Here is a 20,737-nt window from a genome sequence, read left to right as displayed (position 1 = left end):
AATATTCTAGAACGCGACTTTGCAAGAGAAGGTGGAAGCCATGGCGCGCCGCTGCGAACTGACCGGGACCGGCCCAATGTCGGGCAACAACGTGTCCCACGCCAATAACAAGACCCGCCGGCGCTTCCTGCCGAACCTGATCGACGTCACGCTGGCGTCGGAGGCTCTGGGCCGCGCGTTCAAATTCCGCATTGCGGCGAAAGCCCTGCGCAGCGTGGACCATGTGGGCGGTCTCGACCCGTTCCTGCTCAAAGCCCGCGACGAGAATCTCTCGGCTGGCGCGCTGAAAGTGAAGCGCGAGCTGAAAAAGGCGCAAGGCGAAGCGGCGGCCTAAGCCCCTTTCTTCCTGCCTTGGAAAGATCAAACGCCCGTCTCGCTAGAGGCGGGCGTTTTCTTTTTCCGGCCAATATATCCTGAAGCAAGCCCGGTTATGCAGGCTTCCGCTTCGTGACATAGGGCAACACGAACAGATACATGCCGCTGGCCAGCAATAGGAATAGTGGCGGCAAGGGCGCGTAGGTGATCCAAGCCGGTGGCTCACCGATAGCTGCGATGGCGGCAAAATTGCCAATCACCGTGAGGGTGAAGAACACGGCCACCCATCGATGACTCTGGCGGATGAAGATGCTGGTGGTCATGCAAAACTCCCTTACTGGTGCGTCTGATCGAGAAGTTGTTCGAGGGCGTCGAGGAAACGGGGCCATCCGGCCTGGGCACCGCCAAAATAGCGCGCCTGTCCTTTGCGGAAGCCGGTCTGTTCCATGCGCAGATGCGTGCCGCCCGGAACAGGGGTCAGCGTCCAGCTCACCACCGTTTCCAAGTCTTGACTGTTCCAGCTATAGGCAAGCGCGCGCAGCGGTTCGGCGCTGAGCACCTCGCAGCTGATGCTCCCCCAGCTTTGCGTGAACGTGAAGCGGTGCCCCGGTTCCGGCTTGAAATCGGTTTCCATCAGCCATTCTGCGATCAGGTGATTTGTCGTCAGCGCGCGCCATACTTTTTCGGGCGGATGCGGCAGATGACGTTCCACGATAACGCTGCGGGGCGCCGTTTCGGGCTGCATCATTGGTCCATCCTGTTCAAAAGCTCCTCCAGACGGTCGATCCGCGCCTCCCAGACCGTCTTCATCTGCTCGGTCCAGTGGACCAGCGGGTCCAATGCGCCCTGCCGGACGCTGTAATAGACCTCACGCCCCTGCGGCCGGCCGGAAACGAGATCGGCTTCTGTCAGGACGCGTAAGTGCTTGGACACGGCGGGCTGAGAAATGCCCGCGTGGCGGGTGAGCGTACCCACTGTCTGTTCGCCTTCGCGGCACAGGCGCTCAAAGATCTCCCTTCGCGTGGGATCGGCGAGCGAACGAAAGAGCGGATCTGGTGTCTGTTTCATAAACTCATAATCATCTGGTTATGCATTGGCAGATCAATAACCATCGGGGAATATATCGTCAAGCTGGCATGCAGCAGTGCGGCAGGCTTTGATCCCTTCCGCTAAACGGCCTAGCTTGCCCGCTGAAGCGCTTCGGGAGGGCCAGATGATCCGCACCATCACACTCATGACAATCGTTTCTGTGGGGCTTCTAGGGGCCTGCAATGGCACGTCTGAAAACGGGCCGGCGCCCAGCGAAGCGGCGGAGCGCATCTTCACCGGCGGCACCATTCATACCGGGCTTGGTAACACAGTTGAGGCCGTCGCGGTGCGTGAGGGCCGGATCGTCTATGCGGGCGATGCGGCGGGGCTGGCAGAGTTCACCGGCAGCTATACCGAAACGGTTGATCTGGCCGGCGCGGCCATGTTTCCGGGCTTTACCGACTCCCACGCCCACCTCATCGGGATCGGCCAGCGCGAGCGCACGCTGAACCTTGAGGAAACTGCGTCCATCGCGGACCTGCAGGCGCGTGTGGCGGCCTATGCTGAAACCAACAGCGAAGGCGTGGTGTTCGGGCGCGGCTGGATCGAGACGCACTGGCCTGAAGCGCGCTTTCCGGGTGCCGCTGATCTCGATGCAGTGGTGGCGGACCGGCCCGTCATCCTGATCCGCGCCGATGGTCATGCGCTGGTTGCCAACACAGCCGCGATTGAGGCGGCGGGCGTGACCGATGAGACGCCTGATCCTGATGGCGGGGCGATATTGCGGGGCGAGGATGGCCGGGCGACCGGCATGATTATCGACACCGCCATGGCCCCGTTCCGCGCGCTGCTGGGCGAACCGACAGAGGCCGAACGGGTGGAGATTTACGCCGCCGGTGCGCGCGTGATGGCCAGCTATGGCTGGACCGGTGTGCACGATATGAGCGTGCCTTACCGGGATGTCGCGATCCTTGAACGCCTCGCCGATGAAGGCCGGCTACCGCTTCGTGTCCATGTCTCGGCCAATCCGGGTGATTACGCCGACGTCGCGGCCAACGCGCCGCGCCAGCACGCATCAGGGCAGGTCACCGCGCGGGCGGTAAAGCTCTATGCAGACGGCGCGCTGGGTTCACGCGGCGCAGCGCTCCTCAATCCTTACGCCGATGATCCGGCCAACCGTGGCCTGATGCTGATGCAGGCGGAAGCTGCAGGCGCGATGATGGATGATGCCCTGCGCGATGGAGTGCAGCTGGCCATCCACGCCATTGGCGATCTGGGAAACCGGTCAGTGCTGGACTGGGTGGAGGCGGCTTATGCCCGCGTGCCGGTGGAGGACCGCGCGATAGATGAGCCCCGCTGGCGGATCGAGCATACGCAAGTCGTCAGCCCTTCAGACCTGCCGCGCATTGCGGAGCTCGGCCTCATCGCCTCCATGCAGCCCTCCCACGCCATTGGTGATCTGCACTTTGCGCCTGCCCGTCTCGGCCTGCAGCGGCTTTCAGGGGCCTATGCGTGGCGCGACATTACAGACAGCGGCGCGGTGATCGCGGGCGGGTCTGATGCGCCGGTGGAGCGCGGGGAGGCGCGCATCGAGTTCTATGCGGCCACCGTCCGGCGCGATCTTGATGGCTTTGCTGACCCTGCGACCTGGCATCTCGAACAGGCGCTTTCACGCGATGAGGCGCTCGCCCTCTTCACCAGCAATGCGGCCTTTGCCGCCTTCCGCGAGGAGGAGCTGGGCACGATCCAGCCCGGCATGCTCGCCGACTTCTCCGTCTTCGACATGGATCTGATGACGGCAGACGATCTCGATTTGCGCCACGCAAGGCCGGTGATGACGGTGATTGGCGGGGAAATCGTCTGGCGGGGGGGTGACGCAAAATTGGGCTGAACTCCCGGCCAAGCGAAGCGCAGAGCCGGGACCTATTTGCAGAATAGTCCTGAGAGAGGCCCCGGATACGCCTCCGGCGTTCCGGGGTTTCAGTGACTACATTTTCTGAACTCCCGGAGGCCCGGAGGGCCATCCGGGACCTGTCGCGGGAAAAGCCTCTCAGGAAGCAGGCCCCGGATCGCTGCGCGTCCGGAGGTTCAAAAAGAGCGTCTAACGCTACCTATCCGCGCGGACGGCGCGCTTCAGCGCGGAGAGGCCATCGCCGGAGGGTTTGCGCGGTTCGCTTTTGGTCCGGGTACGCGGTTTTTCGTCAAAGAGGCTGGCCAGCTGGTCGGTCATGGCCCCTGCCAGCTGTTCCACATCGACGATGGTGACGGCGCGCTTGTAATAGCGCGTCACATCATGGCCGATGCCGATGGCGAGGAGTTCCACTTCCGAGCGGGTTTCGATCAGGCGGATCATCTCGCGCAAATGCTTTTCGAGGTAAGCGGGCGAGTTGGCCGACTGCGTGCCATCATCAACCGGCGCGCCATCGGAAATGACCATGAGGATGCGGCGCTGTTCAGGCCGCGCCAGCAGCCGCTTCCACGCCCATTGCAGGGCTTCGCCGTCGATATTTTCCTTCAGGAGGCCATCGCGCAGCATCAGGCCCAGATTATTGCGCGTGCGCCGCCAGGGCGCGTCGGCGCCCTTATAGATGATGTGACGCAAATCATTGAGACGGCCGGGATTTGGCGGCTTGCCGGCGGCCAGCCAGTCCTCCTTCGAGCGCCCGCCCTTCCACGCGCGGGTGGTAAAGCCCAGGATTTCGGTCTTCACCCCGCAGCGTTCCAGCGTGCGCGCGAGAATATCGGCGCAGGCAGCCGCCACCAGAATGGGGCGTCCGCGCATGGAGCCGGAATTGTCGATGAGAAGCGTGACGATAGTGTCGCGGAATTCGGTATCGCGCTCCTGCTTGAAGGAGAGCGGCAGCATCGGGTCCATGATGACGCGCGGCAGGCGGGCGGGATCGAGTATCCCTTCCTCCTGATCGAACGCCCATGACCGGCTCTGCTGGGCCATGAGCTTGCGCTGCAGCCGGTTGGCGAGGCGGCCAACCGCGCCCTCAAGGCCTTTGAGGTGCTGGTCCAGCGTGCGCCGCAGGCGGGACAGCTCCTCGCCATCGCACAAGGTGTCGGCGGCGATTATCTCGTCATGGCGGGTGGTGAAGACCTTGTAGGCATTGGGATCATCGCCCTTTGGCGGCACCCAGTTGGGCCGGGCCGCTTCCATGGTCTCGCCGGGCTCGTCCTCGGCATCAATGCGGGTCTGGCTGTCCTCGGCAAAGGAGATGTCCTCCTCGTCGGCGGCTGTGCCGGACGCGTCAGAGCGCTCCTGACTGTCCTCGCCCTCGCTGCCATCCTCATCATCGCTATCGCCCTCTTCGGGCGGGTTTTCGAGGCCGGAATCCTCGGTCTCGTCGGGCTGGTCTTCTTCGGCCTCATCGCCCAGCTCGTCAGCCAGATCGAGATCGCGGATTACTTCCCGCAGGGCTTTTGCAAAGGCGCGCTGGTCCTGCGCAGCTTCGGCCAGCTGGTCCAGCGCGGTTCCGGCAGATTTTTCAATGTCCTCGCGCCAGACCTTCATTACCCCCCTGGCGGCGTCAGGTGTGCTCATGCCGGTGATGCGCTCGCGCACCAGCATGGCCAAAGCTTCGGACAAGGGGGCGTTCTGGCGGTCTTCGGCCTGCTGGAAACCGGCGCGGCTATAGCGCTCCTCCAGCATGGCATTGATATTCTCGCCGACGCCCTTCATGGCGCGCGCGCCCAGCGCCTCGCAGCGCGCCTGCTCGACGGCGTCGAATATGCGGCGCGCCTCGCTGCCCGGCGGCAGGGCGGCACTGTGAGCATCGGTATCATGCAGGGCGCGTTTGAGCGCCAGCGCATCGGCCTTGCCGCGCAGGCGGGCCGCCTCCAGCGGGCCGGGATCAGGCGACAGGGCGGGCAGGATCGCCTTGCCGCCGCTCAGCGTGGCCGTGTCGCCGGAGAACGCCACCTCCAGCTCCCGGTCACGCGCCATGGCCCGCGTTGCCGCTGTAAGCGCGCGCTTGAAGGTCTCGGCGGCTGTGTCGGACGAAGAGGTCATGGGGACTAACCTAGAGGCGCTGCGCCGCGAGGCGAAGGGGGTTTGTGCGCAAACCCTGCCAGCGCGATTTTCTGGACATTTCCACTGGATTTAGCTAACTTAGCTAAGGCCAGTTAGCCAAGTGAAGGGCGCGCCATGAAATATGTCACGATACATGAGGCCAAGACCCAGCTTTCGCGCCTGATCCGCGAGATCGAGGCGGGCGGAGAGATTATCATCCGCCGTGGGAAGGAGCCGGTCGCGCGCCTGATCGCGGAAAAGCCCGTCACCAAACCGAAACGCAAGCCCGGCGGCCTTAGTTTGAGTGACCAAGAGCTCGAAATTCTGGCGACGCCTCTGACTGATGAAGAGATTGAAGAGTTTGAAGGCTCGCCCCTTCTTATCGAAGGCGACCAATCTTGAACCAACTGTTATGTGACACCCACTCTGCTGTTTGGTGGTTCGCTGGTGTGCCTCAACTCAGTATCCAGGCGCAGCGGCGCATTGAGAAGGCGGATACCGTTTTCCTCAGCTTCGCCAGCGTTTGGGAGATGAGCATCAAGATTGGGAAGTTAGGCGCTAATCGCTCAACAGAGATGGATCGGCTCTTCAAAATGCTCAAAGTCGGCAAATTTGCAGAAGGTTTTGAGCTGTTGGCACCCACCATTGACGATTATATAGACGCAGGCCTTCTACCTCGCCATCATGCCGACCCGTTCGACAGACTCTTGATCGCTCAGGCGCTGAATCGCAACTTACCTATCGTCAGTACCGATAGAGCACTTGACGCCTATGGCGTGACCCGCATCTGGTAGGCTCAAGCCGCCCGGCCGGGGCTGGTGCCCTTCACCGGGCTTTCGGCGAGGGTTTCGCCAAAAACGCGCTGGTAGAATTCGGCGACGATGGGCCGCTCCAGCTCATCGCACTTGTTGATGAAGGTGAGGCGGAAGGCGGTACCCGGATCGCCAAAAATCGCCGTGTTCTCTGCCCAGGTGAGGACGGTGCGGGGGCTCATCACGGTAGAAAGATCGCCGTTGATGAAGGCCTCGCGGGTGAGGTCAGCGACTTTCACCATGTCGGCGATGCGGGCCTTGCCCTCTTCGGTCTTGCCGTACTCGCCCAGCTTGGCTTCCACGATGGCGCGCTCGGTCTCTGCAGGCAGATAGTTCAGCGTCACCACCAGCGACCAGCGGTCCATCTGGCCCTGATTGATCTGCTGGGTGCCGTGATAGAGCCCGGTCGTATCGCCAAGCCCCACCGTGTTGGTGGTGGCAAACAGGCGGAAATGCGGGTGCGGGCGGATGACGCGCGTCTGGTCGAGCAGGGTCAGCGAGCCGGAGGCTTCCAGTACGCGCTGGATGACGAACATCACGTCCGGGCGGCCTGCATCATATTCGTCAAACAGGAGGGCGACGGGGCGCTGCACGGCCCAGGGAAGGATGCCTTCCTGAAACTCGGTCACCTGCTGGCCGTCACGCACCACGATGGCATCCTTGCCGACCATGTCGATCCGGCTGATATGGCTGTCCAGATTGACGCGGATCATCGGCCAGTTCAGGCGCGCGGCGACCTGCTCGACATGGGTGGATTTGCCGGTGCCGTGATAGCCCTGCACCATCACCCGCCTGTTGAAGGCAAACCCTGCCAGAATGGCGCGCGTGGTGGCCGGATCGAACACATAGGTCTCGTCAATCGCGGGCACGTGCTCGTCGCGCATGGAAAAGGCAGGCACCTCAAAGCCGGGATCAAAGCCGAACAGGGCCTTGCAGTCGGCAGTGGTATCAGGCTTGGCGGCGATGAGCGTGTCGGTCATGTCAGTCCGGTCTCTAATCAGGGAAATTCACTCTGTCGTGCTAACTAGCGCGCATGCGCAGCATTGGCCATCCCGCCAGCACCTGCAAGCCGGTTCACTCAGGCGGCGCACTGCGCCGTGATGTGCCTGCCAAGACCGTGGATCAGCGCCCTGTCACTGCCCGGAAGACCGTCAACGCCGGCCGTCAGCCAGTCATCCAGCGTCTGACCGTCCGCAAGGGCGCGGGCCAGGCTGGCAAATACCGCTTCAGAGCCAGTTTCGGCCACGACATAGTCAACGAAGGCCCGGGTCAGGGCGTAGTAATAGCCTGCGTCGGTCATCAGCGCGTCATCAGCGCTGCGCGCCTCCCTAGTCATCACCATGATATGGGGCGCAGAGCTGTCGTTTCCGGTTTCCCTTAAGGCCGCTTCACGCTGGGCGGCAGCCTGCCGGGCCATGTTGATCATCGGATGTTCCATGGCGAAATAGCGCGAGAGTGTGGCCTCCATATTCTCCGGCACCGCCTCGCACAAAGCGGTATGCCGTTCTGCGGTCAGGGCCTCGCTTTCCATGAGGACAGCCGCCGTTTCATCCATCCAGTCCGGCGCGCCCGCAGCGCCATAGGCTCGCTCCCCCGGAACCGATGCTTCAGGCCAGTCAAAGCCATGGATCAGCCAGATATGGCCCAGCTCATGGGCGATGATGGCATCTGCGTGCCGGACCTGCTCGTTCTGGTCCAGACGGCGCGCCACTGCCGCCTGAACGGCGTTCTCCACCGCTTCCGGGCCGGCATCGGCCATGGACGCCTGCAGCACGGGCCGCAACTGGGTTTCCAGCGCCGTACGCATCGCGCCAGGCGAGATCCATGGCTTGATCGTGTAACCGGCAGAGCGAAGCTCAAGCGCAATGCCGGGATAGAGCGCGATATCCTCGACGATGGCGGTTGGCACGGGCGTCTCGCCAAACACGCTGTAGAAGCGCTGGCGCGCGGAAATCGCTGTCTCCAGCGTGGCGGCGGCTTCAGCTTCACCAGAGGCAATAACCAGCAGCCCCTCTTCCTCCAGACAGGTGGCAGATGGTGGGCACGGTGCGATAGAAAGTGCGATGACAGCGGAAAAAATCAGCATGATAACCCCCGAAACAGACAGACCACCGGCCTAGAGCGCCTACCCTGTCTCCAGCATGGGGAAATCGTGAAGTCTTTGTAATCGCGGGCGTTGAGGGAAAGCCCTCACGCCATGCCTGCGCTCTTGAGAATCTGGTAGCTGGCGACGACGCGCTGCAGGGCTTCCTCGCGGGAGCGGTCCCCGCCATTGGCATCGGGGTGATAGGCGCGCACCAGCTCGGCATAGCGCTTGCGCACATCGCCCTTGCTGGCCTCGGCCTCCAGCCCCAGCGTATCGAGCGCCTTTTGCTGCAGGCGGCCAAGCTGCGGACCCTTCGGGGCGGCTGCGCCTTCGCCATGGCGTGGCGGCGGGCGTTCGCCAAACAGGGTGAAGGGATCAATGAAGGCGGACTGCCAGTCTGTGCTGGCCTGCTGGGCCTTGGCGCGCGCCGTGCCGCCTGCGCGGAAATTCCAGGTGGGCCGGTGGCCCCAGGCCGCGCTCTGGGTATAGGCTTGCGCCGCGCCCTCGCTCATACCTTCAAAGAAGTTCCAGCTCTTATTGTACTCTGCGGCATGCTTCTGGCAGAAATGATAATGCTCGTTCAGCCGCTCGCGCGATTTGGGCGCCTTGGCGGTGGCGTGCTCGTTGCAGCGCGGATATTCGCACAAGACCACTTCCTCGGCCGGCTTGCCGCCGGGCGGACGGATGCGGATATCCTTGAAGCGCGGGCGGTATTTGAAGCCGGAATCCATGGTACAGAGTATGGTGCCGCGCGGGTTATCGGGCAATGAAGGATACAGGTGAAATGACAGAGATGCGCCGGGTGATCGAAGACAAGCTGAAAGCGGCACTGGCTCCGCTCGAGCTGACCATCACTGACGATAGCGCCGCCCATGCCGGTCATGCGGGCTCGCGGCCCGGCGGGCAGAGCCATTTCACCGTCGAGATCGTGTCAGAGGCGTTCGCAGGCCAGAGCCGCATTGCGCGCCATCGCCTCGTCAATCAGGCTTTGGCTGCGGAACTGACGGGGCCCATCCACGCGCTGGTAATACGGGCAAGGGCGCCGGGGGAGTAGCACAACCGGCCCTCGTCCTTCGAGACGTTCGCTACGCTCACCCTCAGGATGAGGGCCGAACACCCCATGCTTCCCTCATGCTGAGGAGCGCGAAGCGCGTCTCGAAGCACGCACAGGCTAAAGCCCCATCTGTTTCACGGCCAGATCGCGCATGATCTCTTCAGAGCCACCGCCAATCGCCATTACCTTCACCTCGCGGTAGATGCGCTCGATGGCCTGGCCGCGTAGATAGCCCGCCCCGCCGAGGATCTGCATGGCCTCGCTGGCGCAGAACTCGGCCGTGGTGGAGGCAAGCACTTTCACCTTGGACAGCTCGGCGACCGGCATCTCGCCCTCATTCATGCTCCAGGCGATGGCGCGCAGGTAAGCTTCGAGCGCGTCGATGCGCATGCTCATGTCCGCGATCTTGTGGCGGATGACCTGATGCTTGATGAGCGGCTTGCCGAAGGTCTCACGCTCCTTCGCCCAGGCCACCGCATCGTCAAGGCAGCGCTTCGCCATGCCAAGGCAGCCCGAAGCGAGCGCGAGGCGCTCATAATTGAAGTTTTCCATAATCGCGAGGAGGCAGAGGCCCTCCTCACCCAGCTGATGGCCCGCCGGGACATAGCAGTCATCAAAATGGAGCGTGGCAGTGTCAGACGCCCACCAGCCCATCTTGTTCTTTATGGCGGTGCGGCTGAAGCCTTCAGAGCCTGCCTCCACAAGGAAGAGCGAGATGCCGCCAAAGCCTTCCCCGCCCGTGCGCGCGCCCACCACATACCAGCGCGCCTTCATGCCGCCGGTGATGAAGGTCTTCTCGCCCGTTATACGCCAGCCATCGCCGTCCTTTACCGCGCGGGTCCTGATGCGCGACAGGTCAGAGCCGCCAGACGGCTCGGTCATGGCGAGCGCCCCGCCTTCGCGCCCTGAAATGATCTCCGGCAGGACAGCCAGTTTGATCTCTTCAGACGCCAGCTTCGCGATAGGCCCGGTCATGATATTGCGGCAGCCGAGCGAGGCATTGACCCCGCCCGCGCCGCAGTATGAGAGGGCTACGCCGCTATCCATGCGCATGAAGGCATCGTCAAAACCAAGCCCGCCATACGCCTCGTCAATGGCAAAGCCGAACAGGCCGAGCGCGCCGGCTTTCTCATGCAGTTCCCAGGGGAAATCGCCCGCCTCGTCCCATTCATTGGCAAAAGGCGCGATCTCGCGCGCCACGAAGGCCTCCACCGATTCCCGGAAGGCCTTGCGTTCGGCTGTATCGAACGGGTTCTGCATCAGGCCTTCACGATACCCTTGTTGAGCAGCAGTTCGGCGATCTGGACGGCGTTGAGCGCCGCGCCTTTCCTGAGATTATCCGAGACGATCCACAGGGCGAGGCCATTCTCTACCGTCGGGTCTTCGCGTACGCGGCTTACGAAGGTCGCAAACTCGCCAACGCTTTCCACCGGCGTGACGAAGGCCGGGTCTTCCTCGTCGGCGCGGTCGATCAGCATGATGCCGGGCGCCTCGCGCAATATCGTGCGGGCCTTCTTGGCGCTGATCTCGTTTTCAAACTCGATATGCGCCGCCACGCAATGGCCGACAAAGACCGGCACGCGCGCGCAGGTGGCGAAGAGCTTGATCTTGGGGTCGAGGATTTTCTTGGTCTCGACCACCATTTTCCACTCTTCCTTGGTGGAGCCGTCCTCCATGAAGACGTCGATTTTGGGGATCACGTTGAAGGCGATCTGCTTGATGAAGGCCTGCGGTTCAATCGGATCGTTCACATAGATGGCGCGGGTCTGCTTCCACAGCTCGTCCATGCCTTCCGCGCCTGCCCCGGAGGTGGACTGGTAGGTGGCAACCGATACGCGGTTGATCACGGCCGCATCGTGCAGGGGTTTCAGCGCCACAACCGTCTGGATGGTGGAGCAGTTGGGATTGGCGATAATGCCCTTCTTTATGCCGTCATCGAGCGCATCGGCGTTCACTTCCGGCACGATCAGCGGCACATCCGGGTCCATCCGCCAGGCCGAGGAATTATCGACCACAATGGCGCCTGCCTTGGCGATTTTCGGGGACCATTCCTTCGATACATCCCCGCCCGCGCTCATCAGGACGAGATCGACCGACGAGAAATCGAACGTCTCCAGATCCTTGCATTTCAGGGTCTTGTCGCCATAGCTCAGCTCGGTGCCGACCGAGCGGCGCGAGGCGAGGGCGTGGACCTCGCCAGCCGGGAACAGGCGCTCGGCCAGAATGGTGAGCATTTCCTTGCCCACCGCGCCGGTTGCGCCAACGACTGCGATATTGAGTGCCATGGAAGTGGTCCTTGAAATGCATTCTTTATCGGTGTCATGGCCCGGCTTGTCCGGGCCACCCATGCCTGAGAGAGGCGAGCTAGCGGTATCGTTGCAGGCATGGATCCCCCGGACCGCTAAAGCGGCCGGAGGATGACAGGTGTGGTTACGCCAGGCTCGGATCGATGTCCTTGCAGGCCTTCACGAGGCCCTTCACGGCGTCGACCGAGTGATCGAACATTTTCTGTTCGTCGGCATTGAGGCTGATCTCGACGATCTTCTCCGCGCCGCCCGCACCGATCACCACCGGCACGCCGACATACATGTCCTTCACGCCGAACTCGCCGTTCAGATGCACCGCGCAGGGCAGGACGCGCTTCTTGTCGTTGAGATAGGACTTGGCCATGGCAATCGCGCTTTCAGCCGGTGCGTAGAAGGCCGAGCCATTGCCCAGAAGCTGGACGATCTCGCCGCCGCCAGAGCGGGTGCGGTCCACGATGGCGTCCATCTTTTCTTGCGTGGTCCAGCCCATCGCGATCATGTCCGGCACCGGAATGCCAGCGACAGTCGAATAGCGCGTGAGCGGCACCATGGTGTCGCCATGACCGCCCATCACGAAGGCGGTGACGTCTTCAACCGACACCTTGAATTCTTCAGCCAGGAACCAGCGGAAGCGGGCCGAATCCAGGACGCCCGCCATGCCGACCACCATGTTGTGCGGCAGGCCGGAGAACTCGCGCAGCGCCCACACCATCGCGTCCAGCGGATTGGTGATGCAGATCACGAAGGCGTTTGGGGCGAATTTCTTGATGCCTTCACCGACCGATTTCATGACTTTGAGGTTGATACCCAGAAGATCATCACGGCTCATGCCGGGCTTGCGCGGCACGCCTGCGGTGACAATGCACACATCGGCGCCTTTGATCGGGGAGTAGTCTTCCACCGAACCGCCGGAGAGATGGCTGTCCTTGCCGAACACGGGGCTGGCTTCAGCGATGTCGAGCGCCTTGCCCTTGGCGGTGCCTTCCGCCAGGTCCATCAGGACGACATCGCCCAGCTCCTCGCGCGCAGCAATATGGGCAAGCGTGCCGCCGATCATGCCGGCGCCGATAAGGGCAATCTTCTTGCGGGCCATGAGCCTCTCCTCGTCTGTTAGGGAGCGCCGGAAAACACAGGGCCGTGCTGCGGCGCAAAACCGATGGCCGCGTGTCTAGCGCTGCATGAGGATTTCCGCAATGTCCGCACGCGGTGTCGACGCGAAAGCGGGTGATGGGGCGCTTTGCGCAAAAATTATTGTTTTACAGAAAGATTTTTCTGTATTATAGAATGCATCAGTTACAGCACCGGGGGAGCCCTGAGATGAAAACACGTTGGGATTCGATGCTTTATGTCGTCAGCCTGCTATCGCTGGCGCTTCTTGTCATCCATGCGGGCCGCGAGTGGGTGGAGGTGCTGGCTAACGGGCCTCTGGGGGCTGACGGCGCTCTGGGTTATCTCAATGCGGGCCTTGTCGGGCTGGTTCACATCATGCCCTTCGTGTTCCTGATACCCGGTCTGGTGGCGCTCGTGAGGCTTGGTGCTCATTACCGGCGCGGAGAGGTGTTTACCCGCCGCAATGCCGGTCTGATCGAACAGTTCGGCAGCGCGCTTGTTCTGGCTGCGGGCGCATTTGTCATCTTCCGCCCCACCTTGCTGGACTGGATTGGCGGTGTGGATCGTGGCATTGACCTGCAGCTCAACGAGGCCCCGGTCGCGCTGTTCTGCGCGGGTGTGTTCGTCTTCGTGATGGCGCGTGTCATGGCTGAAGCAGTCGCCATCAAGGAAGACAGTGACAGCTTCGTGTGATGAACGACACCGGCCCCGTTCCCGATATCGTTGTGACGCTCGATGTCATGCTCGCCCGCCGCAAGATGAAGGCGAAGGATCTGGCCGCCTTTGTAGGTATCACCGAAGCCAATCTCTCCTTGTTGAGGTCCGGCAAGGTGAAGGGTGTGCGCTTTGAAACGCTGGCGCGCATCTGCGCCGCGCTGGAGTGCCGCCCCGGTGATATTCTCGATATGGATGTTCCGGATCCAGGCAGCTAGCTGCGCAGCGGGCGGCCAGTCAGGATGGTGCGTCCGATGGCGGCGATCCCTGCCACCATGACCAAGAGGCAGACCGCGGTCACGCCGATAACCGCCCCATCAAACCACCGCCATCCCAGCGCATAGGGCCGGTGACGGTAAACGCGGACCGGGTAAGTGCTGCCCATCCTGTCGACGGCCTCCTCCGCCTCGCCAAGGGGTGTTGCGGGGAAGCCAATCACTTCGAAAAAGGCAATGCGAGGCGTATAGACGCCGATACCTGTAATCCGGCGCTCGCCATCGGCATATTCCTGTGTGGTGACCCCGACTATCTGCGCATTTTCAACCGGCGAAAACCAGCGCAAGGCGGGGGCTTCGCCAAGGCTCCAGAACAGGCCCATCACGAATAGCGGAATGGTGATGAAGCTCATCAGCGCTGTGCCGGTGCCAAGCGCCGAGCGGACGAGGTTTGCGCGCGCCGCGACCGCGGGGACGATCAGTGCCAAAGCTGTGATCACGGGCCGGAAGACAATCCCCAGAACGACAAACAGGATCAGCGGTGCCGCCGTGAAGGCCGCGAAGGTGAACCTGCCCGTCTCGCCATCGGGATAAGCCAGGTTTCCGCCCGGCGACAGGCGCGCCATGTGCACCGTGCCGGCCTGAAAAAGGTTCACAGCGCCGTCGCCCAGTGGATCATCGGCGATGCGCAGCTCGCGCATTTCATCATCGGGGCCCAGCCCGCTCACGACATGGCGCCTCGTGACGCCATAGCCGGTGTCCACCTCGACCTCATTAACGCCGATCACGCGCACTTCACCGCGCTCCCACGCCGCGATGATGGCCGGTGGATCACCGATCAGAAACAACGCCCCCAGCACGATGAGCGGAACGATGACGCCCGCGACCAGTGTGGTGATGCCGCCGAACAACCCGCGCAGACCTGTCATAGCAAAGCCCTCCCGGCAGAGACGCTAGCGCCGCCGGGAGGACTTGCCCATGGACCCACAGGAAATGTCAGATCAGCGGTCCAGCTGGCCGGATTCGTAAAGCCCGTTAACCCAGGCGTTCAGTGCCTGCGTGGTCCAGTGCTGGCCGTCGAACACGATATCAGGCACGTAGTAGACGCCCGAACCGCGCGGGCGCCCGCGATAGACCTTCAGCGCAAAGGTCAGTCTTGCCGCGCCTGACGGCAGGGTGATGGTGCGCACCTCCATATAGTCGGTATCCGCGCTTGTGGGCGCGCCGACATGAATGACGCCGGGCCGGTCCATCAGCCGGTCCATGAAATCCAGGCAGGCGCTTGCGCAATATCCATCGGTCAGCACCACCACACGGGCTGTCAGTTCCGCCGGCGGCAGGGCATCCTCTGGGGGCAGGTCTGCCGGATCGGAGCGCTGTGTCCACAACGCGTCTCCATTGGCCAGCGCCTCGTCCATCCCGGCAATGATCCGGCGTGCCCAGCGCATCGCATCGGAATCCTCGCCGAACTGTTCGAGAATAAAGCCGTCGGCGGCATCCGCGATATGGTCGCGGTTTTCCTGTGTGACGCGCCAGTCGACATAGGTCTCGTCCGGTGTCTGCTCCACCCGGCCGCCAAACAATGCCGTGTCAAAGGCATCGCCCCACATGCTGGAACCGCCGGTATTTCCGCGCAGGTCAAAGACAACCAGTTCCGCGTTGCGGTAGGTTTCGGCGCGCTCGCGCATATCATCTGCAAGGACGGCCATGGTCTCGGCCAGATCGCCGTCCGGCCCGAAAGTAGGCAGGCTGATCCAGTAGCGATGCTCGCCAATCTGCGTCATGCCCAGATCATTGGCCTCGCCAAACCCGCCGGCACGGAATGCGGCCATATAGGTCTGGGCGTTCGTGATCTGCCAGTCGAGCGCGATGTCACGCGCTTCGCCGCCGGCTACAAACGTGCAGCTTGCCGGCAGCGGCGCCAGCGGGTTGCCCCGGCTGAGAAAAGCGCGCGGCACAGCTCTGTACCAGTCGCCGGGCAGGTCCGGGTTCATCATGAAATCGAACACACGCGCGTGGATCCAGTCCCTGACCGGACGGCCATCGCAAGCAGTGATCTGCGCGCCAGCGGGCGGGGCCCCGGCAAAAGACGGGTCGGCGTCCAGTACAATGACTTCGCCCCCGCGCCAGGTCGCAACAAAGCCCGGCCAGGCAAAATAGGGGTTATCAAGATTGTAGGAGAGGCCGAGATGGCCATCGCGAAAACCGTCCACGAAGGCGCTCAGGCCGTAGAAATAGGCTAGCTGGCTATCAACCTGGTCAGCGCGTCCGAGCGCGCGTTCATATCCCTCGTCCAGCCAGCTAGAGAAGGCGGGGTTCAGCGTGTCGACGGGCCCGGGATGCTGGGTCTCGATGGTTGTGCGGATCGCTGCCAGATCAGCAAGATACACCTCACGCCAGTCCGGGTCCGACGCGAAGGAAGGGGTAGAGAGCGCCGCAACTGCGCAGGCGGCAGAGCTGAAAGCCTTGAGCATTATCGACCTCAATAAAAAGACGCCGCTATACTTGCGGCTTGCCGGGGCACTGTCCGGCTGCCTTATCAAACAGCCAAGTTACAGATTGGCAAGGTGGCACAACCCGCCGGGCCGGGACCGTCAGTTGGCTGCGCTGCGCCGTTCGGCGGCCAGATACTCCGCGCTTTGCATCTCCATCAGGCGCGAGGCGGTGCGCTCGAACTCGAAGGCGCCATCGCCTGCAGGATAGAGCCGTTGGGGCGGGGCTTCGGCGCTCATCACCAGCTTGGCGCGCGTATCATAAAGCGCATCAATAAGGGTGACGAAGCGGGCAGCCTCGTCGCGCTTTGCCGGGCTCATGACCGGCACATGGTCGATGAGGAGGGTGTGGAAGGTGTCGGCGAGGGCGAGATAGTCGGCGGCGCCCAGCGGCCTTGCGCACAGCTCAGCGAAGCTGAAACGGGCAACGCCCGCCGCCTCGCGCTTCACCTCCAGCGTGCGGCCCTGAATGGCAAGCGCGCAGCTTTGCGCGCGCGCGCCGAGCGTCAGGCGGTCGAAGGCCGCGTCCATGGCCGCATCGGCCTCTTCATCCAGCGGCGTGTAGTAGACCGGCGCAGCGGTCAGGCGTTCCAGACGGTAATCGCGCCCGCTATCGAGACGCATCACCTCCAGTTTTGCCTCGATCATGGCGATGAAGGGCTCGAAGAGCTGGCGGTTGAGGCCATTCTTGTAGAGTTCTGATGGGTGCCGGTTGGAGGTGGCGATCACGACTACGCCCTTCTCGAACAGGCGCTCGAACAGGCGGCCAAGGATCATCGCATCGGCGACATTGGTCACCTGCAGCTCGTCAAAGCATAAAAGCCGTGTTTCGCGCGCAATCTCGTCAGCCACGGCGATGAGCGGTTCGCCCTTTCTGGTTTCGCGTTCGCGGGCGATGCGGGCATGCACGTCCTGCATGAAGGCGTGGAAATGCGCGCGGCGCTTGGCCTTGAGGCGCACCGCGTCGTGGAAGAGGTCCATCAGCAGCGATTTGCCCGTGCCCACCCCGCCCCATAGATAAAGGCCCCTCGGCGCAGGCCGGGAGCGCGCGAACAGGCCGGACCTGCCGCCATTCCAGCTTTCAATATCGGTGACGAGTGCATCGAGATGGCGCGCTATGGCCCGCTGCCCGGCATCATCGGCGAGCTTTCCGTGCGCAATGCCTGCTTCGAGTGCTTGCGATGGCCTCACGCCAGACCTTTCAGGGCAAGGGCAATCATGGCGGCTACTGCCAACCCGAAGCTGATGAGAATCGCAATGACGAACAGGGCCGGGCGGCGGATGGTGCGCATGTGTCCCGTCTAGCGCGGCGCGGGCGGGCGTGCCAAGGGCGCGGTGTTGTTCACACTCTCCTGAGCAGTCCGTCCACACCCTTTTCGATCAGGTCCAGCGCGTGCTCGAAAGCCGCGTCATCGCTATAATAGGGATCGGGCACGCCCTTGCCCGCCAGGCCCACCGACCAGTCCATCAGCATGGAGACAGGGCGTTCCTCCAGCCGGCGCACATCGCGCGCCGTGACCAGCCAGCGCTTGTGACCGGCATCCATGCCGATAATGTGGTCAAAGCGCGCGAAATCCTCATCGCTCAGCGCGCGGGCGCGCTGGTCGGCGATGTCATAGCCGCGCCGGGCCGCCGCCTCGACCGCGCGTGGATCGGGTGCCTCGCCCGCATGCCAGTCGCCGGTGCCGGCGGAATCAAACATCATGGATTTGTTGAGCTTTGCAGCCATGATTTCGGCCACGCCCTGTGCCATGGGCGAGCGGCATATATTACCCGTACAGACAAAAAGGACGGAGACGGTCCTGCGGTTCATGGCGACTCTTTAAACCCCTCGAGAGCCTTGCGATGTGATGTGCAGGATAAACCCCGCATGCGGGCGTGCCAGCCAAAGCGGTCCTTTGGGTTAGCGCCTCACTAACCGCCTGCCTTTACCCGCCCTTCGATCAGGGACTGGACGACACCGGGATCGGCGAGCGTCGAGGTATCACCCAGTGACCCCAGCTCATTTTCTGCAATCTTGCGCAAGATGCGCCGCATGATCTTGCCCGAACGCGTCTTGGGCAGGCCGGGCGTGAACTGGATCACGTCCGGGCTGGCGACGGGGCCTATTTCCTTGCGCACCTGGTCTTTCAGCGCCTTTTCCAGCGTTTCGCCAGCCTCAACGCCCTCATTCAGCGTCACATAGCACCACACGCCCTGGCCCTTGATGTCATGCGGATAGCCCACGACAGCAGCCTCCGCGACATCCGGGTGGAGCACGAGCGCGCTTTCGATCTCGGCGGTGCCCAGCCGGTGGCCGGAGACATTGAGCACGTCGTCCACCCGGCCGGTAATCCACCAGTAGCCGTCCTCGTCGCGCCGGGCGCCGTCGCCGGTGAAATAATAGCCGGGATAAGTGGAGAAATAGGTGTCGAAGAAGCGCTGGTCATCGCCATAGACGGTGCGCATCTGCCCCGGCCATGAACCCAGCAGCACCAGATTGCCTTCTGCCGCGCCGCTATCGGGCAGGCGCTTGCCGTCATTATCGACAAGGGCGGGCTGGACGCCAAACATGGGAAAGCTGGCCGAGCCGGGTTTGAGGCCATGGGCGCCGGGAAGCGGCGTAATGAGATGCCCGCCAGTTTCGGTCTGCCACCAGGTGTCCACGATGGGGCAATGTCCATTGCCGACCGTCTTGTGATACCAGCGCCAGGCTTCGGGATTGATCGGCTCGCCCACACTGCCCAGAAGGCGCAAGGAGGAGCGGTCATGCTTCGTCACCGGATCATCGCCCAGGCGCATCAGGGCGCGGATGGCGGTGGGCGCGGTGTAGAAGACAGAAACCTTGTGCTTCTCGATCACCTCCCAGAAGCGCGAGGCATCCGGCCAGGTCGGCACGCCCTCGAACATCAGGCTGGTCGCGCCGTTCGCGAGCGGGCCGTAGACGATATAGGAATGGCCCGTCACCCAGCCGATATCGGCTGTGCACCAGAAAATATCGTTTTCCTTGGCATCGAAGGTGAGGGCGTGGGTCATGGTGGCCCACAGAAGATATCCGCCGGTCGTGTGCAGCACGCCCTTGGGCTTTCCGGTGGAGCCTGAGGTGTAGAGGATGAAGAGCGGATCTTCCGCGCCCATGGGCTCAGGCGCGCAATGGGCGTCCACCTGGATGGACAGGTCATGATACCAGTAATCGCGGCCCTCCTCCCAGTGTACGTTCGCGCCCGTATGCTTCACGCACAGCACGCGTTTGACGCCGGGCGCATGTTTCAGGGCCGCGTCCACATTGTCTTTCAAGGGCACTGCCTTGCCGCCGCGCACGCCCTGATCGGCGGTGATGACAAACTCGCTCTGGCAGTCATTGATCCGGCCTGACAGGGCCTCGGCTGAAAAGCCGCCAAACACGACCGAATGCACTGCGCCAATGCGCGTGCAGGCGAGCATGGCAAAGACGGCCTGCGGGATCATCGGCATGTAGAGCGTGACGCGGTCGCCCTTCTTCACGCCCAGCATTTTGAGCACGTTGGCAAATCGGCACACATGGTCGTGCAGCTGGCGGTAGGTTATGGAATGGTGGTGGGCGGGGTGATCGCCCTCCCAGATCAGGGCGGGCTTGTTGGCGCGGGTCTCCAGATGCCGGTCAATGCAGTTGACCGAAACATTGAGAATGCCGTCCTCAAACCAGCGAATGCGGAAATCATCCCTGTTGAACGAGACGTCGGAGATTTTTTCCGGCCGCTTGATCCAGTCGAGCCGGCCCAGCTCCTCGCGCCAGAATGCTTCGGGTTCTTCAACGGAGCGTGCATACCGGGCCTTGTAGCGTTCTGCGCCCATGTCCGAGCCTGAGAAGCTGGAGGCTACCGGGATGATCTCGTCTGTCATGGCTGTGCTGCTCCGCGTTCGGCTCTCATCTGACGGGCGGAGCTTGGCCGAAGGGTGCGGGCTGGCGCAAGCGGGCGGACCATCTTGCCCGCACCGATCAATTCCAGCTTGTACCAGATGCGCCTGCCAGTAATATTCAGCCCGGCATGGAGGCGGGCAATGCACATAGTCATGGCGATACTGGGCGTTCTGGGGACTGCGGCCTTCATTCTCTGGCGGATTCACATCGCTTCGCAGGCTGCCCGCAACCTCGCAGATCTGGCCGGAGAGGCGGCCAACTTGCCGCGCAAAATGCGGTTCCGCTCCAAGGCGAACCGGCGCGCCGTGGAGACCATCGATGATCCGCGCGAGGCGGCGGCGGTCCTGATTTTTGGTGTCGCGGCATGCGCAGGACCGATAACCGAGGCAGACCGGGCGGCGATGACGCACGACATGGCCCGGCTTTTCGAGATAAGCGAGGCCGACGCTACCGAGCTGGCCGCCCGGGCGGCATGGCATGTCGGCGGGATGGTTGATCCGCTGAATGCGGTAAACCGGCTGACAGACATAGTGGCGGAAAACGCTGGTAACGAGGCGCTGTCATCCTTGTCGCCTGTTCTTCAGGCGAGCGCCGACCGCACCGAAATGCAGAGCGCGGACCAGTCTGCCTTCATTGCCAAATTCCGGCGCCGGGCGGGGTTAGCTTAAACCTATCTGCGCCTATCCCCTTGCAAGACGGTGCGTGATCG

General features: G+C 62.8%; 23 protein-coding genes. 8 read left to right on the top strand and 15 right to left on the bottom strand.

What is annotated here, in order from left to right:
• Nucleotides 1–40: 40 nt before the first annotated feature.
• Nucleotides 41–334 carry a 50S ribosomal protein L28 gene (gene rpmB, locus ACTIGC_RS00495; protein WP_127565059.1) on the top strand — a complete coding sequence of 98 codons (294 nt, stop codon included), beginning with the start codon at nt 41–43 and terminating at the stop codon, nt 332–334.
• Between the two features lie 94 nt (nt 335–428).
• Here rpmB and ACTIGC_RS00490 read toward each other — a convergent pair whose 3' ends face one another.
• From ACTIGC_RS00490 to ACTIGC_RS00480, 3 genes are read right to left on the bottom strand one after another with little or no spacing between them, the layout of a single operon-like run.
• Nucleotides 429–638 carry a hypothetical protein gene (locus ACTIGC_RS00490; protein ID WP_439632546.1) on the bottom strand — a complete coding sequence of 70 codons (210 nt, stop codon included), beginning with the start codon at nt 636–638 and terminating at the stop codon, nt 429–431.
• Between the two features lie 11 nt (nt 639–649).
• Nucleotides 650–1,063 (bottom strand): SRPBCC family protein, encoded by a 414-nt coding sequence (locus tag ACTIGC_RS00485; protein WP_439632545.1) that lies wholly within the window; start codon nt 1,061–1,063, stop codon nt 650–652.
• A complete protein-coding gene (locus ACTIGC_RS00480; protein WP_439632544.1) occupies nt 1,060–1,383 on the bottom strand; it encodes an ArsR/SmtB family transcription factor in 324 nt (107 codons plus the stop codon). The genes ACTIGC_RS00485 and ACTIGC_RS00480 overlap by 4 nt, the downstream gene beginning before the upstream one ends.
• A gap of 145 nt (nt 1,384–1,528) precedes the next feature.
• Between ACTIGC_RS00480 and ACTIGC_RS00475 the strand changes: the two genes are divergently transcribed.
• Nucleotides 1,529–3,235 (top strand): amidohydrolase, encoded by a 1,707-nt coding sequence (locus tag ACTIGC_RS00475; RefSeq protein ID WP_439632543.1) that lies wholly within the window; start codon nt 1,529–1,531, stop codon nt 3,233–3,235.
• 216 nt (nt 3,236–3,451) lie between these two features.
• On the opposite strand, the gene cobT is transcribed toward ACTIGC_RS00475, so the two are convergent.
• A complete protein-coding gene (gene cobT, locus ACTIGC_RS00470) occupies nt 3,452–5,359 on the bottom strand; it encodes a cobaltochelatase subunit CobT (RefSeq protein ID WP_439632542.1) in 1,908 nt (635 codons plus the stop codon).
• Nucleotides 5,360–5,494: 135 nt separating this feature from the next.
• Between cobT and ACTIGC_RS00465 the strand changes: the two genes are divergently transcribed.
• Both ACTIGC_RS00465 and ACTIGC_RS00460 read left to right on the top strand, forming a co-directional pair.
• Nucleotides 5,495–5,761 carry a type II toxin-antitoxin system Phd/YefM family antitoxin gene (locus ACTIGC_RS00465; protein WP_439632541.1) on the top strand — a complete coding sequence of 89 codons (267 nt, stop codon included), beginning with the start codon at nt 5,495–5,497 and terminating at the stop codon, nt 5,759–5,761.
• Complete coding sequence (locus ACTIGC_RS00460) at nt 5,758–6,153, top strand: type II toxin-antitoxin system VapC family toxin (RefSeq protein WP_439632540.1); 396 nt, start codon at nt 5,758–5,760, stop codon at nt 6,151–6,153. The genes ACTIGC_RS00465 and ACTIGC_RS00460 overlap by 4 nt, the downstream gene beginning before the upstream one ends.
• Before the next feature lie 2 nt (nt 6,154–6,155).
• Here ACTIGC_RS00460 and cobS read toward each other — a convergent pair whose 3' ends face one another.
• From cobS to ACTIGC_RS00445, 3 genes are all read right to left on the bottom strand, one after another.
• Nucleotides 6,156–7,151 carry a cobaltochelatase subunit CobS gene (gene cobS, locus ACTIGC_RS00455; RefSeq protein WP_439632539.1) on the bottom strand — a complete coding sequence of 332 codons (996 nt, stop codon included), beginning with the start codon at nt 7,149–7,151 and terminating at the stop codon, nt 6,156–6,158.
• Nucleotides 7,152–7,249: 98 nt separating this feature from the next.
• Nucleotides 7,250–8,257, bottom strand: coding sequence for a hypothetical protein (locus ACTIGC_RS00450; protein WP_439632538.1), 1,008 nt, complete (start codon nt 8,255–8,257; stop codon nt 7,250–7,252).
• A gap of 104 nt (nt 8,258–8,361) precedes the next feature.
• The gene (locus ACTIGC_RS00445; RefSeq protein ID WP_439632537.1) at nt 8,362–8,988 is read right to left on the bottom strand and encodes a DnaJ domain-containing protein; all 627 of its coding nucleotides are present in this window, start codon (nt 8,986–8,988) and stop codon (nt 8,362–8,364) included.
• 53 nt (nt 8,989–9,041) lie between these two features.
• On the opposite strand from ACTIGC_RS00445, the gene ACTIGC_RS00440 reads away from it, so the two are divergent.
• Nucleotides 9,042–9,311: a BolA family protein gene (locus tag ACTIGC_RS00440; protein ID WP_439632536.1), complete on the top strand. Its 270-nt coding sequence runs from the start codon at nt 9,042–9,044 to the stop codon at nt 9,309–9,311.
• 117 nt (nt 9,312–9,428) lie between these two features.
• On the opposite strand, the gene ACTIGC_RS00435 is transcribed toward ACTIGC_RS00440, so the two are convergent.
• The 3 genes from ACTIGC_RS00435 to mdh all read right to left on the bottom strand — a co-directional run bounded on the left by ACTIGC_RS00435 (nt 9,429) and on the right by mdh (nt 12,710).
• The gene (locus tag ACTIGC_RS00435) at nt 9,429–10,571 is read right to left on the bottom strand and encodes an acyl-CoA dehydrogenase family protein (protein WP_439632535.1); all 1,143 of its coding nucleotides are present in this window, start codon (nt 10,569–10,571) and stop codon (nt 9,429–9,431) included.
• Entirely contained in the window at nt 10,571–11,596 is a 1,026-nt protein-coding gene (locus ACTIGC_RS00430; RefSeq protein WP_439632534.1) for an aspartate-semialdehyde dehydrogenase, read from the bottom strand. Before ACTIGC_RS00430 ends, ACTIGC_RS00435 begins: the two co-directional genes overlap by 1 nt.
• Nucleotides 11,597–11,741: 145 nt before the next feature.
• Nucleotides 11,742–12,710, bottom strand: coding sequence for a malate dehydrogenase (gene mdh, locus ACTIGC_RS00425; protein ID WP_439632533.1), 969 nt, complete (start codon nt 12,708–12,710; stop codon nt 11,742–11,744).
• A 224-nt stretch (nt 12,711–12,934) separates the two neighbouring features.
• Here mdh and ACTIGC_RS00420 point away from each other — a divergent pair, with 224 nt between their 5' ends.
• Complete coding sequence (locus ACTIGC_RS00420) at nt 12,935–13,420, top strand: DUF2975 domain-containing protein (RefSeq protein ID WP_439632532.1); 486 nt, start codon at nt 12,935–12,937, stop codon at nt 13,418–13,420.
• Nucleotides 13,420–13,659: a helix-turn-helix domain-containing protein gene (locus tag ACTIGC_RS00415; RefSeq protein ID WP_439632531.1), complete on the top strand. Its 240-nt coding sequence runs from the start codon at nt 13,420–13,422 to the stop codon at nt 13,657–13,659. The genes ACTIGC_RS00420 and ACTIGC_RS00415 overlap by 1 nt, the downstream gene beginning before the upstream one ends.
• On the opposite strand, the gene ACTIGC_RS00410 is transcribed toward ACTIGC_RS00415, so the two are convergent.
• The 5 genes from ACTIGC_RS00410 to acs form a co-directional block, all read right to left on the bottom strand.
• Nucleotides 13,656–14,585, bottom strand: coding sequence for a hypothetical protein (locus ACTIGC_RS00410; RefSeq protein WP_439632530.1), 930 nt, complete (start codon nt 14,583–14,585; stop codon nt 13,656–13,658). The genes ACTIGC_RS00415 and ACTIGC_RS00410 overlap by 4 nt on opposite strands.
• Before the next feature lie 72 nt (nt 14,586–14,657).
• Nucleotides 14,658–16,130, bottom strand: coding sequence for a S41 family peptidase (locus tag ACTIGC_RS00405; RefSeq protein WP_439632529.1), 1,473 nt, complete (start codon nt 16,128–16,130; stop codon nt 14,658–14,660).
• A 120-nt stretch (nt 16,131–16,250) separates the two neighbouring features.
• Complete coding sequence (zapE, locus tag ACTIGC_RS00400; protein WP_439632528.1) at nt 16,251–17,339, bottom strand: cell division protein ZapE; 1,089 nt, start codon at nt 17,337–17,339, stop codon at nt 16,251–16,253.
• 151 nt (nt 17,340–17,490) lie between these two features.
• Nucleotides 17,491–17,961, bottom strand: a complete 471-nt coding sequence (locus tag ACTIGC_RS00395) for a low molecular weight protein-tyrosine-phosphatase (protein WP_439632527.1) — start codon at nt 17,959–17,961, stop codon at nt 17,491–17,493.
• A 101-nt stretch (nt 17,962–18,062) separates the two neighbouring features.
• The gene (gene acs, locus ACTIGC_RS00390) at nt 18,063–20,009 is read right to left on the bottom strand and encodes an acetate--CoA ligase (RefSeq protein ID WP_439632526.1); all 1,947 of its coding nucleotides are present in this window, start codon (nt 20,007–20,009) and stop codon (nt 18,063–18,065) included.
• Between the two features lie 159 nt (nt 20,010–20,168).
• Here acs and ACTIGC_RS00385 point away from each other — a divergent pair, with 159 nt between their 5' ends.
• Nucleotides 20,169–20,696, top strand: coding sequence for a hypothetical protein (locus ACTIGC_RS00385; RefSeq protein ID WP_439632525.1), 528 nt, complete (start codon nt 20,169–20,171; stop codon nt 20,694–20,696).
• Nucleotides 20,697–20,737: the final 41 nt, after the last annotated feature.

The organism is Glycocaulis sp., from assembly GCF_051859565.1.
In the GTDB taxonomy this organism is placed as follows: domain Bacteria; phylum Pseudomonadota; class Alphaproteobacteria; order Caulobacterales; family Maricaulaceae; genus Glycocaulis.
This window is presented reverse-complemented; position numbering and strand designations above follow the sequence as displayed.